The sequence below is a fragment of the Streptomyces sp. Je 1-79 genome (genome assembly GCF_025195125.1).
GTDB lineage: Bacteria > Actinomycetota > Actinomycetes > Streptomycetales > Streptomycetaceae > Streptomyces.
This window is the reverse complement of record NZ_JAMGSL010000002.1, coordinates 317,354-332,858: the sequence shown is the minus strand read 5'-3', so window position 1 is coordinate 332,858 and position 15,505 is coordinate 317,354. Positions and strand designations below refer to the sequence as shown.

Annotated in this window: 9 protein-coding genes; 8 read left to right on the top strand and 1 reads right to left on the bottom strand. The window is 70.6% G+C overall.

Features of this window, described 5'->3' with window-relative positions:
- Window positions 1-92: 92 nt before the first annotated feature.
- Complete coding sequence (dxs, locus tag M5362_RS04405) at window positions 93-2,012, top strand: 1-deoxy-D-xylulose-5-phosphate synthase (protein WP_260225962.1); 1,920 nt, start codon at window positions 93-95, stop codon at window positions 2,010-2,012.
- Between the two features lie 187 nt (window positions 2,013-2,199).
- Entirely contained in the window at window positions 2,200-3,678 is a 1,479-nt protein-coding gene (locus tag M5362_RS04400; protein ID WP_260225961.1) for an amino acid permease, read from the top strand.
- 105 nt (window positions 3,679-3,783) lie between these two features.
- Here the strand turns inward: M5362_RS04400 and M5362_RS04395 are convergent, their stop codons facing one another.
- Window positions 3,784-4,875, bottom strand: coding sequence for an LCP family protein (locus tag M5362_RS04395; protein ID WP_260225960.1), 1,092 nt, complete (start codon window positions 4,873-4,875; stop codon window positions 3,784-3,786).
- Window positions 4,876-5,222: 347 nt separating this feature from the next.
- On the opposite strand from M5362_RS04395, the gene M5362_RS04390 reads away from it, so the two are divergent.
- The 6 genes from M5362_RS04390 to M5362_RS04365 all read left to right on the top strand — a co-directional run bounded on the left by M5362_RS04390 (window position 5,223) and on the right by M5362_RS04365 (window position 15,377).
- On the top strand, window positions 5,223-6,752 hold the full coding sequence (locus M5362_RS04390; RefSeq protein WP_260225959.1) for a hypothetical protein: 1,530 nt from the start codon (window positions 5,223-5,225) through the stop codon (window positions 6,750-6,752).
- A 189-nt stretch (window positions 6,753-6,941) separates the two neighbouring features.
- Window positions 6,942-8,159: a CDP-alcohol phosphatidyltransferase family protein gene (locus M5362_RS04385; protein ID WP_260225958.1), complete on the top strand. Its 1,218-nt coding sequence runs from the start codon at window positions 6,942-6,944 to the stop codon at window positions 8,157-8,159.
- Window positions 8,156-12,592 carry a glycosyltransferase gene (locus M5362_RS04380; RefSeq protein ID WP_260225957.1) on the top strand — a complete coding sequence of 1,479 codons (4,437 nt, stop codon included), beginning with the start codon at window positions 8,156-8,158 and terminating at the stop codon, window positions 12,590-12,592. The genes M5362_RS04385 and M5362_RS04380 overlap by 4 nt, the downstream gene beginning before the upstream one ends.
- Before the next feature lie 31 nt (window positions 12,593-12,623).
- Window positions 12,624-13,388, top strand: a complete 765-nt coding sequence (locus M5362_RS04375; RefSeq protein WP_260225956.1) for a rhamnogalacturonan acetylesterase — start codon at window positions 12,624-12,626, stop codon at window positions 13,386-13,388.
- Window positions 13,385-14,113 (top strand): Ig-like domain-containing protein, encoded by a 729-nt coding sequence (locus M5362_RS04370; RefSeq protein ID WP_260225955.1) that lies wholly within the window; start codon window positions 13,385-13,387, stop codon window positions 14,111-14,113. Before M5362_RS04375 ends, M5362_RS04370 begins: the two co-directional genes overlap by 4 nt.
- Window positions 14,106-15,377, top strand: a complete 1,272-nt coding sequence (locus tag M5362_RS04365; RefSeq protein WP_260225954.1) for a phosphodiester glycosidase family protein — start codon at window positions 14,106-14,108, stop codon at window positions 15,375-15,377. Before M5362_RS04370 ends, M5362_RS04365 begins: the two co-directional genes overlap by 8 nt.
- The last annotated feature ends 128 nt before the right edge of the window (window positions 15,378-15,505 follow it).

Genomic DNA, 15,505 nt, shown 5'->3' with positions numbered 1-15,505 from the left:
CGCACCCCGCTGTCCGATGACCACGATCGGGGGCGGAACATTAGACTCGACAAATCGGCAAGCTCGACCAGCTCAATGGCAAGGAGGCACGGGTGGCATTGCTGACCCGTATCAGGGGACCGCGCGATCTGGACCGGCTCTCCCCGGAACAGCTGGACCAGCTGGCCGAGGAGATCCGGACGTTTCTCGTGGACGCCGTCTCCAAGACCGGTGGCCACCTCGGCCCCAACCTCGGCGTGGTCGAGCTGACCATCGCCCTGCACCGCGTCTTCGACTCCCCGAAGGACAAGGTCCTCTTCGACACCGGCCACCAGAGCTACGTCCACAAGCTGCTCACGGGCCGCCAGGACTTCTCGAAGCTGAAGATGAAGGGCGGCCTGTCCGGCTACCCCTCGCAGGCGGAGTCCGAGCACGACGTCATCGAGAACTCGCACGCCTCCACGGTCCTCGGCTGGGCCGACGGCCTGGCCAAGGCCAACGAGGTGCTCAGGAAGGACGACCACGTCGTCGCCGTCATCGGTGACGGAGCCCTCACCGGCGGTATGGCCTGGGAGGCGCTGAACAACATCGCCGCCGCCAAGGACCGCCCGCTGGTCATCGTCGTCAACGACAACGAGCGCTCCTACGCCCCCACGATCGGCGGCCTCGCCAACCACCTGGCCACCCTCCGTACGACGGACGGCTACGAGCGCTTCCTCGCCCGCGGCAAGGACATCCTGGAGCGCACCCCCGTCGTCGGGAAGCCGCTCTACGAGACCCTGCACGGCGCCAAGAAGGGCCTGAAGGACTTCATCGCCCCGCAGGGCATGTTCGAGGACCTCGGCCTCAAGTACGTCGGCCCCATCGACGGCCACGACATCGAGGCCCTGGAGTCCGCCCTGACGCGCGCCAAGCGCTTCGGCGGCCCGGTCATCGTCCACTGCCTCACGGAGAAGGGCCGCGGCTACCAGCCGGCCCTCCAGGACGAGGCCGACCGCTTCCACGCGGTCGGCAAGATCCACCCCGACACCGGTCTGCCGATCGCCTCCTCCGGAGCCGACTGGACGGGTGTCTTCGCCCAGGAGATGGTCGAGCTCGGCAAGGAGCGCGACGACATCGTCGCGATCACCGCGGCCATGCTCCAGCCCGTCGGCCTCGACAAGTTCGCCAAGGCCTTCCCCGAGCGGGTGTACGACGTCGGCATCGCCGAGCAGCACGGCGCGGTCTCCGCGGCCGGCCTCGCGACCGGCGGCCTCCACCCGGTCTTCGCGGTCTACGCGACCTTCCTCAACCGCGCCTTCGACCAGGTCCTGATGGACGTGGCCCTGCACAAGTGCGGCGTCACCTTCGTCCTGGACCGGGCCGGCATCACCGGCACCGACGGCGCGTCCCACAACGGCATGTGGGACATGTCGATCCTTCAGGTCGTCCCCGGCCTGCGGCTCGCCGCGCCGCGCGACGCCGACCAGGTCCGCGCCCAGCTGCGCGAGGCCGTCGACGTCACCGACGCGCCGACCGTCGTCCGCTTCTCCAAGGGCGCCGTCGGCCCCGCCGTACCGGCCCTGCGCCGCGTCGGCGGCATGGACGTGCTCCGCGAGCCCGGCACCGACAGGCCCGACGTCCTGCTGGTCTCCGTGGGCGCGCTGGCGCCGATGTGCCTGGACATCGCCGACCTGCTCGACAAGCAGGGCATCTCCACGACCGTCGTCGACCCGCGCTGGGTCAAGCCGGTCGACGAGGCGCTCGCCCCGCTCGCCGAGCGGCACCGGGTCGTCGTGACGGTGGAGGACAACAGCCGTGTGGGCGGTGTCGGCTCAGCCGTCTCGCAGGCCCTGCGCGACGCCGGAGTGGACGTGCCGCTGCGCGACTTCGGCATCCCGCCGCGCTTCCTCGACCACGCCTCCCGCGCCGAGGTGATGGCCGAGATCGGCCTGACCGCCCCGGACATCGCCCGTCAGGTCACCGGCCTGGTGTCGCGCCTGGACAACAGGTACGAGGAGAGCAGCCGGGCCGTGGAGCCCGCGCGCGACTGACCGCCGTCACCGCGCGTCACCATTGGGCCGGTCGGAGCACCCTACGGGGTGACCGACCGGCCCTTTCGTGTGAAACCCGCATCCTCGACGCGCGCCACCCCTTCGGGGTCTCGATCATGGGTGCTGGGACCGACGGCACGGAGGTACGACGGTGAGCACGGACCAGCAGCCAAGCAGATCGTCCGGGATGTTCCGGACCAAAACGGTCGAACAGTCGATCCGGGACACCGAGGAGCCCGAGCACGCGCTCAAGAAATCTCTCTCCGCCTGGGACCTGATGGTCTTCGGCGTCGGCGTCATCATCGGCACCGGCATCTTCGTGCTCACCGGCAAGGTGGCCAAGGAGAACGCGGGGCCGGCCACCGCGCTGGCCTTCGTCGCGGCCGGCATCGTCTGTGCGCTCGCGGCCCTGTGCTACGCCGAGTTCGCCTCGACGGTCCCCGTCGCCGGTTCGGCCTACACCTTCGCGTACGCCTCCATCGGCGAACTCCCGGCCTGGATCATCGGCTGGGACCTCGTCCTGGAGTTCGCGCTCGGCACGGCCGTCGTCGCGGTGGGCTGGTCCGGCTACGTACGGTCCCTGATGGACAACGTGGACTGGCATCTACCGGCCGCCTTGCAAGGGCCCGACGCGGTCGGCGGCACCTTCGACATCCTGGCCTTCCTGCTGGTGCTGGTGCTGACCGTGGTCCTCGTCCTCGGCATGAAGCTCTCCGCCCGCATCACCGCGATCGTGGTGGCCATCAAGGTCACGGTCGTGATGATCGTGATCATCGCGGGTCTCTTCTTCATCGTGGGCGACAACTACGACCCCTTCATCCCGGAGGCGGTCACCCCGCCCGGCGGCGGGTCCGCCTGGGACGCACCGCTGGTCCAGACGATCTTCGGCTACGAGCCCACCAACTTCGGCGTCATGGGCATCTTCACCGCCGCCTCCGTCGTCTTCTTCGCCTTCATCGGCTTCGACGTGGTCGCCACCGCCGCCGAGGAGACCAAGCTCCCGCAGCGCGACATGCCGCGCGGCATCCTGGGCTCGCTCCTCATCTGCACGGTGCTCTACGTCGCCGTCGCGCTGGTCGTGACGGGTATGCAGCACTACAGCGAGCTGTCGGTGAGCGCACCGCTCGCCGACGCCTTCAAGGCCGTCGGACACCCCTTCTACGCCGGCGTGATCAGCTTCGGCGCCGCCGTCGGCCTCACCACGGTCTGCCTGATCCTGCTGCTCGGCCAGACCCGGGTGTTCTTCGCGATGAGCCGCGACGGGCTCCTTCCGCGGTTCTTCTCCGTCACGCACCCGCGCTTCAGGACGCCGTACCGGCCGACCATCCTGCTCGGCGTGGTCATCGCGATCGTGGCCGGCTTCACCAGCATCAACGAGCTCGCGACCCTGGTGAACATCGGCACGCTCTTCGCCTTCGTCGTCGTCGCCTTCGGCGTGATGGTGCTCCGCCGCACCCGCCCCGACCTGCACCGCGCCTTCCGTACCCCGTGGGTCCCGGTGCTCCCCATCCTGTCCATCGCCGCGTCGGTGTGGCTGATGCTGAACCTGCCGGGCGAGACCTGGTTCCGCTTCGCGGTCTGGATGGCCATCGGCATCGTCGTGTACTTCCTGTACGGCCGCTCCCACAGCCGCCTGGGCAAGGCCGGCAAGGAAGCGCTGTACTGACGCGCCGTGACCGCGGCGCCGTACGTGGAGGTGTGACGGCGGAAGGGGTGCGAACCGGCTAGAGACCGGTTCGCACCCCTTCCCCGCCTCCTGCGTGCCGCTCGGTCAGCCGCCGGTGGCGGGGGACTTCTTCGCCGACTCGGGGATGGCGGCGTCCTCGCGGAGCGCCTTCCACAGGCGGGAGGCGTTGGGCTCGTACGCGACCACCCGGTTCGGGTCCTTCTTGTCGTAGGCGACCGGCAGCATGATGGTCTCCATGCTGCTCGGGTCGACCCCGTTCAGGGACCGGGCGAACTCGCTGAGCGCGGTGAGCGAGGCGAGTCCGGAGTCGGTGGTCAGCGCCTTGGTCGCCGAGTCGGCGACCTTGTAGGTCTTGGTGGGGCTGCCCAGCAGGTCCTGCTCGCGGACCTCGGTCAGCAGCGCGGTGAGGAACTTCTGCTGGTTGCTGATGCGGCCGAGGTCGCTGCCGTCGCCGATGCCGTACCGGGTGCGTACGAACGCCAGGGACTGTGTGCCGTCGAGCCGCTGCGGGCCGGTGGCGAGGTCGAGGCCCGCGGAACCGTCCTTGATGGGCTCCTCGATGTCCACGGTGACGCCGCCGATGGCGTCCACGAGGTCCTTGAAGCCCGCGAAGTCGATCTCCAGGTAGTGGTCGAGCCGCACGCCGCTCATCTTCTCGACGGTCTTCATCACACAGGCCGGCCCGTACTGCGCGAACACGGAGTTGAACATCACGCGCTGCGCGGAGGGCGCGGTGCCGCCCCCGGACTTCTGGCACTCGGGCCGGGTGACGAGCGTGTCGCGGGGGATGCTGATCGCGACGGCCTTGGTACGGCCCTCCGGGATGTGGACCACCAGCGCGGTGTCCGCGCGGGCGCCGCTCACCTTCCCGCCGTCCAGTGCGGCGTTGTCCCCGGCGCGCGAGTCCGAGCCGAGCACCAGCAGGTTCTGCCCGGCGGTCGGGAGCTTCTGGGGACGGTCGTCGCCGAGCGCCTTGTCGACGTCGACGGCCTTGATGTTCCCGTCGAGGCTGCTGTACATCCAGTACGTCGTGCCGCCCGCGGCGAGGAGGAGCACGAGCAGCGTCAGCAGGACGATCCGCCCCGTCCTGCGCTTGCGCTTCGGTGCCTTGCGGGAGCGGCCGACGGAGCTCCCGCCGTCGGTTCCGGCGTCCGGCGTACGTATGTCCTGACTCATCGCGCGTGCTTCCTCGAATTCTGAACCCGCTGCGGGTTACGGCGACCCGGCACCCCCCCCGGGGCATCAGGATGCGCTCAAGCTCCTGTGAAGCGTGAAGTATAGGCCGACACTCGTACTGGTGTATGACTTCGGGTCATGTGGGATTTTCCAGGCGAACGAACGAGCGCTTATCGTCTACTCGGTCGACTGCCGATGGACCTGGTGTGAACCAGGGTCGAACCACGGTTCGAGGAGAGGGGGAGGGCGTGGCGCGAGGAACCGGTCGCCGTATGCGGACGAGCCGTCCTGCCGGCGATTCCCCGTCCGTCGCCGAACGGCCCGACGGCCCCCGTCCGTCCGGGTCCGTGGGATGTCTTGCCGTCGTCGTCGCCACACCCGCCGACGCGATGGCGCTGGTCGCCACGGAACCTCCCGGTGCCCCCCTCGCCGTGATCTCTCTCGACGCCGGAGCGGACGGGGAGTCCGAGGCCCTCGGGCGCGCCCTGGCCGAGGCGCGGCAGCGGGGGCACCGGATCACGGGTGAGCCCCGCGTCCTCGGCGTCCGGGGCAGGGACGTCGACGCCTCGCTCCGCGCGGCCTTCCGCGAACTCGGGCCGACGCGCGTGGCCACGCTGGACCCCGACCCCGCGAGTACGGCCGTGGACGAGGACGGTCCTCGCGGCGGCCGGAAGTTCGCCGTCGTCGAGCCCCCCGCGCGCGGCCGTGCCGCCCTGGCGGCGGTACGCGCGGCGCGCTGGTACCAGCACCGCACCGGACGGCCGGTGTTCGTGGAATGCCGGCGGGCGGCCGCCGACCCCGGCGACCCGCTCGGCCTCGCGTCCCGGTACCCCCGCCCGGCCCGCTGGCTCACCAGGGGTGCGGACGGCCGGCTCTCCGTCCATCTGCTCTCCGCGGCGGGTGTGCTGCGCTGGACCGAGGCCGCCTCGGGCGGCCCGCTGTGGACCGGCCCCGTACTCCTGGAGACGCCCGAGCTCATGCCGGGACTCGCCGTGCTGCAGGGCGCCGACGGCTATGTACGACTCTTCGGGCTGCGCCGCACCGAGGGTGCCGACGAGGACGAGGGCGCACTGGAGGTCGTCACGGCCGTCCAGTACCAGAGCGGGCGCGCGCTCGGCCCGTGGGCGGAACTGGGCAACCCCAACGCGCGTGACTGGCACAAGGCGCGCCGGGTCGGGTTCCCCGTGGCCGCGTTCGACGGCGACGGCACGCTCCATGTATTCGTGCGCAACGTCGGGGCGAGCATCAGCACCCGGCGGCAGGACGCGAACGGCCACTGGTCCGCCTGGCAGCACCTCAGGGGCTGCCGGGTCGCGGACGAGTTGGCCGCCTTTCCGGGTTGGGACGGCGGTGTCGAGCTGGTGGCCCGCCGGCGCGACGGCGTGGCCGCGGTGCACTGGCACTACGACCGCGCGTCCCGGACGTGGGCGGAGCCGGAGGACATCCCGGTGAGCGCCGTGCCGGGCAGCCTCTCGGCGGCGCCCGAAGCGGGGGCGCTGCGCTACCGGTACGCGGCGACCAACGAGGTCTGCGTCTGGCAGCCGGGCGCGCCCGCGCCGATCGGTCTGGGCGGCGCCGACGGAAGCGGGCCGGTCGCGGGCGTAGCGGGCGCCGGCGTCGACGGCTGGAGCTGCACGGTGCTGGTCCGCCCGGGGCACGACGGAGTCACCGAGGTCGGAGCCCACGCGGACGGCCGCCCGGACCTGGGTGTGTGGTGGTCGCCCCAGGGCGGCAGGTCCCTCGTCCCGCCCGCCGTCGCGCTCGACGGTCTCGGCCGTGTGGTGATCGCCACAGTGGGGGAGGACGGGGCGCCGCGCGTGACCCGGCAGCGCACGGGCGTCCAGGGGCTGGAGTTCGGTCCGTGGCAGACGCTCTGAGCGTCCCGGGGAGCGGACTCGAACGCGAGACCGTCGATCATATTTGCTAGTGTCACCCACGGCCTTTATGTGGACCACAGGTGAAGATTCTGTGGACCTGAAGTGCTCGGCCCTCTCGACCGGGGCTCAGGCGTGTGAACCAACGGGGGTTCTGACGCTCCAGACATTCCACGCCAAGCACGAGGGGCCATGCACAAGCTCTCAGTCAGAGCCGTCCAGAAGCTGACGTGCAAGAAGCGCGACGCCTGGTGGACGGTCCTCCTCGTGGACCCCGTCGCGACGCGTCTGGTGTGCTGGTTCGCCCGGTTCAACTTCATCACACCGAACCGGGTCACCTGGGCCGCGCTGTTCGTGGGACTCGGCTCCGCGGCCCTCTTCCTCAAGGGTGACTACCAGTCACTCGCCATCGGCGCCGGGCTCTACCACATCAGCTTCATCCTCGACTGCATCGATGGAAAGCTCGCCCGGCTCAAGGGCAACGGCTCCGTCTTCGGCGGCTGGCTCGACTACGTCTTCGACCGCATCCGTGTCCTGTTCTGCGCCCTGGCCCTGATGGGCGGCCAGTTCCTCCGTACGAACGAGCCCATCTACCTCCTCGCCGCCCTCGCCGTCGTCTTCCTCGACATGCTCCGCTACGTCGACGCCCTCCAGATCTACAAGATGCGCATGTCCATGCGGTCCAAGATCGAGGCCGTCACCCTCGCCCGGCAGGCCGAGGCGGGCATCCGGGAGGAGGACCAGAAGGTCGTCTTCATGGAGGACCTGCTGCGCGAGAACCCGCTGATGGAGGCGGACGTCCACAAGGCGGCGGCCGCGGGGACGGGACACTCCGAGGTCATCGACCTGCACCAGGGCTTCCGCAAGAGCTTCCCCTGGTACGCGCGCTTCCGCCACGCCCTGCTGCGCAGCCGGATCCGGCCGCATCTGATCAGCGGCATCGAGTTCCAGATGTTCATCTTCATCGTCGGCCCCCTGATCGGCCACGTACTCCTGACCACCGCCGTCTCCGCCGTGCTGATGGGCGCCTTCGAGCTCGTCATCATGTTCAAGTTCTGGCTCTCCACCCGCGACTTCACGCGCACCATGGAGCGGCTCGCCCCCGAGGACGTGCCGACCCGGGCCGGTTCCATCGCCCCGCACCTCCAGGCCGGCCGCCACCGCCGCCGAGGGTACGAACCCGCCGCCGCCGTCTCCACCGCGCAGGCCGCCACCGCGCTCCTCGCCGACCAGCGGTTCCCGGCGCCGGAGCCCGACGAGGACCCGGGATTCCAGCCGTACCCCCGTCCTTACGACGACCTGCACGGAGCCCGCCCGAAGGACACCATGCAGCTCCACCGGTTCGTGCATATCCCGGCACAGCCCTCCGCCCGGGACGGTCGGGCCGAAGCGGAGCAGTACAGCAGATGAACCCCCCGCTCACCACGACCCGGCACCTCGTCAGCATCGTCGTCCCGGTGTACAACGCGAGCGCCACGCTCGCCCGGGCGCTGCAGTCCGCACTCGCCCAGACCCACCGCGCGGTCGAGGTGCTCGTCGTCGACGACTGCTCCGCCGACGGCACCCTCCTGGTGGCCCGTCAGTTCGCCGCCGCGGACCCTCGCGTCCGTGTCATCGAGCGGCCACAGAACAGCGGGGGCTGTGGAGCGCCCCGCAACAACGGCATCGACGCCGCCTCCGGCCAGTACGTGATGTTCCTCGACGCCGACGACGAGCTGCCGCTCAAGGCCGTCGAGGACCTGCTCGCCTCCGCCCTCGCCACCGGATCGGAGGTCACCGCGGGCCGCGTGCTGCGCATCAACCCGGTCAAGGACGAGAACACCGTCTGGCAGCCGCAGCTCTACGCGGTCGACCGGACCACCGGCGGCCTCGGCGCCCTGCCGGAGCTGTTCGACGACCCGATCGCCGCCGGAAAGCTCTACAGCCACGCCTTCCTCGACGACTTCGGCATCCGCTTCCCCGAAGGCGTCTTCTTCGAGGACACCTACTTCTCGACGGTCGCCAACTTCCACGCGCGCTCGCTCACGCTCCTCGCCACCCCGGTCTACCGGTGGATGTGGGACCGCGACACGGACCAGCCGTCCATCACGAACCGGCGCCACGAGCGGCGCAGCATCAGCGACCGCGTCCAGGTCCACCGGTACACCGACCGGTTCCTGACCGCGGTCGGCCGCCCGGACCTGCTCGCCCACAAGGGTGCCAAGTTCCTCTCCCACGACCTGCGCCTCTACACCTCCGAGCTGCGCACCGGGGACAAGGCCTACCGCAGCGCCTTCGTGCGGACCGTCGCCCCCTATCTGCAGACCCTGGACGAGCGCGCGTACGAGCTGTGCGGCCCCATGGAGCGTGTCCGCGCCTTCGGGCTGATGCACGACCGGGTCGACATCGCGATCTCGGCCGCGGACTTCATGCGCCGCCGCAGCGTGATCAGCTCCGACATCGTCGAGCGCGACGGCCGTGTGTACTGGTCCGGCTCACTGCTCGGCAGGCCCGGCGCGGAGATGTTCCTCGACGTCACCGAACTGGAGCTGACCGGCACCAAGCTTGCCGACGCCCGGCTCTACAACGAGGCGTCCCGCGTCGAGATTCACGGCGACCGGCTCCACATCGCCGGCGCGATACGCAACCAGCTCGGCCGGATCGACCCCGAGGACAAGGTCGAGCTCCTCGCGGTGCTGCGCCGCCGGAGCACCAAGGCCGACCACCGCTTCCCCGTCTCGGGCGTCGAGATCGACGACCAGTGGATCCGGTACCACGCCACCCTCGACCTCGCCGACACCCTGGGCCGGGCCGACCGCGCGGGCAACTGGAACCTCTTCGTCCAGCTCCGCCACGACGGTGAGCGCGCGTCGACCGCCCTCGCCATCCCCGGCATCGACGTGGCCGAGCTGCGGTACACCGGTGCGTCCGGTGTCCACGAGTTCTACGAGACCGTCAGCGGCAACCTCGGGCTCCGCCCGGAGACCAGCGCGGCCCAGACCCGAGCCAACCCGCGCGGCGCCTCCTGGCTGTGGTGGCAGGACATCACCGCTCCCGAACCCGTGGCGCCGCCGAAGACCTGGTCGGCGGCGATCGTGGTCCACTGCCGCAACGACGAGTACAACATCGGGGAGTTCCTCTCCTCGCTGGCCGCCCAGGCCGGGTTCGCCGAGACCCAGGTCGTCCTCGTCGACGACGGTTCGAGCGATGCCACCGCCCGCCGGCTGGCCGCCTTCGCGGCGTACTACCCCAACGCGAGAGTCGTCTCCCAGGCCGTTCTGGGCCTGCGTTCCGCCTTCGACCACGGCCTGCGGTACGTCACCGCGCCCTATGTGATGTTCGCCCGCGCCCGGGACATCCTCGGCGAGTCCGCGCTCGCACGGCTGCTCGCGGCGGCACGCAAGGTCCCGGGAGGCGTCGACGTCGTCGTCGGCGAGGAGGACAACTTTCCTGGCCCGCGACGCACCGACGACGCGCCCTGGAAGCGGTACTTCGAGGAGACCGCACCGGTGGGCCGCCTCGACGACGCGCCCTACCTCGTCTTCTCCACCGCACTCGGCGGGAAGCTCTTCAAGACCTCGTACGTACGCGACCGCCACTTCCGCTGCGGTCACGGGCCCGGCTTCGAGGACGACTGGTTCACCGTGCCGGCGATCCTGCGCAGCCGCCGCCTCGCGGTGGCCCGGGGCGCCCGCTTCTACGCGCGCGACGAGCCGCAGGAGGACTCGCTCTTCGACCGCCCCTGGAACGACCCCGTCAAGACCCAGGAGTTGGTCCGGCTCGCCGCACACGTACTGAAGGCGGTCCACGGCGCGTCCGAACGCACGGTCCGGCTGGCCCAGCGCTTCGTGGTCCGCACGCTCCAGCCGTACGTGCGCAACGTGCACCGGATCATGAGCAAGCCGGAGATCGGTGCGGTCTTCCCGATGCTCCACTCCATCTACACGCAGGTGCCCGACGACCTGATCCTCCAGTACGCCGTCCATCCCCTGGCCCGGCTCCAGCATCACGCGATCGTCACCGGCAACGTCGAGCTGTTCGCGGAGCCGCTGAGCAAGCAGGCGTACCTTCCGACGCTGCACGTCGACGACGAGGGCGTCTTCCGGCGGCTCGCCGTCGACTCGGTCGAGACCTCTCTGCTGCGTGTCCCGAGGACCGGTGTCGTCCTCGAGACCTTCCAGTGGTCCGGCCGGGAGATCGAGTTCGAGGGCCTGCTGGTCTTCTCGTCGACGGACATCGACGCGCTGTTCACCAACCGCATCGAGCTGGTCCTCAGCGACGGTGAGCGCGAGGCCACGGCCGCCGTGGCACAGGTCTACCGGCGGGACCGCTGGCGTACCCGCAAGGACCAGGACTGGTTCTCCGGCTGGCGCGCCGTGGTCCGGCAGGAGTCGCTCGACGCGCTCGCCAACGCGGAGCTGAAGCTCGCGATCCGTATCCACGCGGACGGGCGGCACCACGACATCCCGCTGGCCACCCGCCAGATGCTGCACCGCTTCAAGGGCGTGCACACCCGCGGGCGGCAGCGGTTCGTGCTGACCATCGACAAGGACGAGATGGTCTCCGTCCGCTGGGTACACGGGTCCGCCGCCCGGCTGGCCCACCGGATCCGCCGCTTCCGGCAGGAGTTCCGGGCCGCCCTGCCCGGCCGCGACGGCTGGCGCACCCGCCTGCTGTACTGGCTCACCCACCCCGTGCTCCACCGGCGGGGCATCTGGATCATCGGGGAGCGCGAGGACACCGCGCAGGACAACAGCTACCACCTGTTCAAGTGGATCCGGCAGAACCACCCCGAACGCAAGGTCTACTACTCGATCAACGGGGACTCCCCGGACTGGGACAAGGTCGCCCGCCACGGTCAGGTCATCGACCGGCTGTCCTGGCGGCACCGGGCCTATCTGCTGCACGCGGAGCGGCTGATCAACGCCTACGACCTGGAGGCGTACCTCGGCTTCCCCGGGCTGAACAAGCGGGCCTTCCTCCGGGGGTACGGCGATCTGCTGCGCTACAAGCGGGTCTTCCTCCAGCACGGAGTCGTGTACAACGACGTCGTCGCGTCGATCCATGCCCAGGCCACCAACGTCGACATGGTGCTCACCACGGGCCGCAGCGAGCGCGCCTACTATGCCGAGCACTGCGGATACGGATACGAGCGCGTCGCCGCCACCGGACTGCCGCGCTTCGACGCCCTGGAACGGGTGAACGGGCCGCGCCGCGTCCTCGTCATGCCGACCTGGCGCCGTGACATCGTCGCGCCCTCCTACAACAAGGCCGCCAAGCCGGAGATGCCGTTCGTCGCCTCCGAGTACTACCGCTTCTTCTCCTCGCTCCTGCGTGACGAGCGACTCCTCGCCACCCTCGAACACCACGGCGTCGAGCTGGAGTTCATGCCGCACTACGAGATCAGGCCGTACCTCAAGCACTTCAAGATCGACCACCCGTCGATCACGGTCTCCACGACCGGCCGGGACGTCCAGCTCGCCATGCGGGAGTGTTCGATGCTGGTGACCGACTACTCGTCCGTGTTCTTCGACGTCGCCTACATGGGCAAGCCGATCGTCTACACGAACTTCGACGACGAGCAGTTCTACAGCAAGCACTACAAGCGCGGTTACTTCGACCTCGCCCGGGACGGGTTCGGACCGGCCTGCGGCACCGTCGACCGGGCGGTCGAGGAGATCATCCGCTCCATCGAGCAGGACTTCGCGGTCGAAGAGGTGTACCAGCGGCGCGCGGAGGAGTTCTTCGTGCTCCGTGACACGTCGAACTGCGAGCGCGCCTACCGGGTGATCGAGACGCTGGACCCCGCCGAGGTCGCGGATCCGATGTTCGACGACCTCCACCGCGGGGTGCTGATTCCATGAAATGGCAGGACGGACAGGGATGAACGATCGGATGAGGAGAATCTTCATCGCGGGGGGCTCGGGTGCCTGCACGCGGCAGACGAGCATGGCCCCGATGGCCGGCTGGGGGCAGGTGCTCCACCTGTTCACCCCCGGCGCCGAAGTCGTCAACGCGGCCCGGGCCGGGGCGAGTTCGCGCAGCTTCTGGGAGCGCGGACGCCTCGCCTGGATCCTGGAGAACATCGCCCCCGGCGATCTGCTGCTCGTCTCCTTCGGACACAACGACATGCGGGCCGAGGACGGCCGCTTCAGCGCGCCGTTCTCCGACTTCCAGTTCTATCTGAAGAAGTACATCAGCGGGGCCCGGTCCCGGGGCGCGCATCCGGTGCTCGTGCCCGGCGTGGAGCGGCGCGTGTTCGATGCCTTCGGCAACATGCGGCGCAGCCTCGGCGTCTATCCGCAGGCCGTCCGAGAACTCGCCCAGGCGACCTCCGTACCCCTCGTCGACCTGCACGACTTCACCTGCTCCTGGTGGGAGCAGCTCGGCTCGGAGGAGAGCAAGAACGTCTTCCTGTACCTCCGGCCGGGGGAGCACCCCAACTATCCGGAGGGGGTCGAGGACAACAGCCACGTGCGCCCCCACGGCGCCCTGGAATGCGCCCGGTTCGTCGCCCGCGAGATGTACGCCCAGGGCCTGCTCCTGCCGGAGTGCTTCCGCAACCTGGACGCGCACATCCCGGAGCAGGAGGTCACCTGGCTGCCCGACGACGTCTTCGAGCACCTGACCAAGTCCCGCGTGAGTGAGGTCGTGCGATGAGTGACTGGTACCCGCTGGCCCAGGCCTGGGTGAGCCACCCGGAGAGCCCCCGGCACGGCGGCCGTCTGGAGCTCTTCTCCGACGTCGACCCGCAGCTGCCGCTCGCCCCGGGGCAGACGTTCTCCCTGACGCTGTCGATCACGCCGCAGGACGCGCCGTTCCGGACGTACGGCTACCTGCTCGGCGACGTCTTCGAGGGCGTCACGAGCGTCGTCACCCACAAGGGCCTCGGCAAGCTGGGCAACGGGCGCTACGCGACGTACGCCTCCGGCGCCGAACCGCGCGCCGTGACCCTGGTGGCCAGGATCGCGGACGACGCGGCCGAGGGCTCGTACCTGCTCCCGCGGATCGTGGTCGGCGTCAAGCGCACCGAGGAGGAGCGACTGGTGTCCTCCATGTCGGTGTCCCACGTCGGATTCCGGGTCCGTCGGCACTGGCTGCCCGGACGCTCCATGATGCTGCCTCCCGGCGGACGGTTCGTGATCCCCGGTGACTACAGCCCTGCGGCCGGACTCCGGCTCGTCGGCAGCACGTTCGCCGCCCACGGGACGCTCCTCGGCGCCCCGGACGGCAGCCTCACCTACCAGGCGGATCACGACCACGTCGGCTACGACGGCTTCTCCTGCTGCTTCGAGGACGAGAGCGGGCACCGCGTCTGGTCCGAGATCACCGTGTACACCGGCGACCTGAGCCACTCGCCGGGCGCGATCCGCACGGATGGCTAGTTCTGCGCGCCGTCTCGCCGTGCTCGCGTTGGCGCTCCTCCTGACCGCCGGGGCCTGCACGGACGCCGGCGACGACCGCCCCGACCTCCACGGCCCCACCGCCCCCCCGAGCGGGCGCCCCCTGGCCCCCGGCGTGGTCCATGAGGAGTTCACCGCCGACGGCCCGGCGGGGCCCGTTCGCGTCGCGGTGCTGCGCGTCGCACCCGACGCCAAGGTGCGGCTGACCGGGGCGCACGGCAGGAGGCTGGCGACGGCCCAGACGGTACGGGAGATCGCGCGGCAGACCGGAGCGCTGGCCGCGGTCAACGGCTCGTACTTCGACATCCGCGGCGGGAAGGCGTTCAGCGGCTTCGAGGGCGACCCGACGGGGCTGTACGCGGAGGGCGACCAGGTCCTCAGCGAAGCCCGCAACGACAGCGCCGCCCTCGTCCTCGGCTACCGCGACGGACGCCTGGACGCGCGGATCACCGAGGTCTCCACCCCGGGCCGCATCGAGGCGGAGGACGCGGCGAGCCGGCCGCTCGACGGCGTCAACCGGCTGCCGGGCCGGCTCCGCCCGTGTGGGGGAGTGGACGGCCGCCGGCTGTCCGCGGCCGGTCGCCTCGTCCGCGACGACCCGCGGACCGGGCTCTGCTCCGTCCCCGACGAGATCGTGGAGTTCACCCCGCAGTGGGGCGTCGACACCCCGATCGGGGGACCCGGCAGCGTCGAGGCCGTGCTCTCCGCGGACGGAAGGGTCCAGCGGCTGAGATCCCCGGCCGGCGGCCCCGTCCCGGCGCGCGCACGGGTGCTGTACGGCATCGGCGAGGGCGCCGACTGGCTCCGGGACCACGCGCGCACAGGCCGGCGGCTGGACGCGTCGATGCCCATGCACGGCCCCGACGGCCGGACGCTTGCCGGACCGGTCGACTCGGTCGTCGGCGGCGGGACCCGGCTGCTGACCGACGGCCGCGTCACGGTCGCGGACAGGGCCTCCGCCTCGGACCGGCCCCCCCGGACCCTCGCCGGTGTGACCGAGGACGGCTCGGTCCTCCTCGTCACGCTCGACGGCCGCGACCCCGGCGTGAGCGAGGGGTCCACGCTCCGGGAAGCGGCCGGTCTGCTGCGCTCCCTGGGAGCCACGGACGGCGTCACCCTCGACGGCGGCGGTTCCACGACCATGGTGGTGAACGGCCGGCTCCGCAACCGTCCGCGTGAGGCCGTGGGCGACTCCGTGGAGGAACGCCGGGTCTCCACGGCGATCGCCGTTCTGCCGCGTCGCTGAGCGGCAGCCCGGCCGGCGCGATGCCGGCGTACCCCACGGCGGCGTCAGGCACTCCCGGCACCCACTAAAGTCGACGAACAGCAGTCCGAGCGGACCTGCCCATTCCGATGCTGACCTGTCGACCGGAG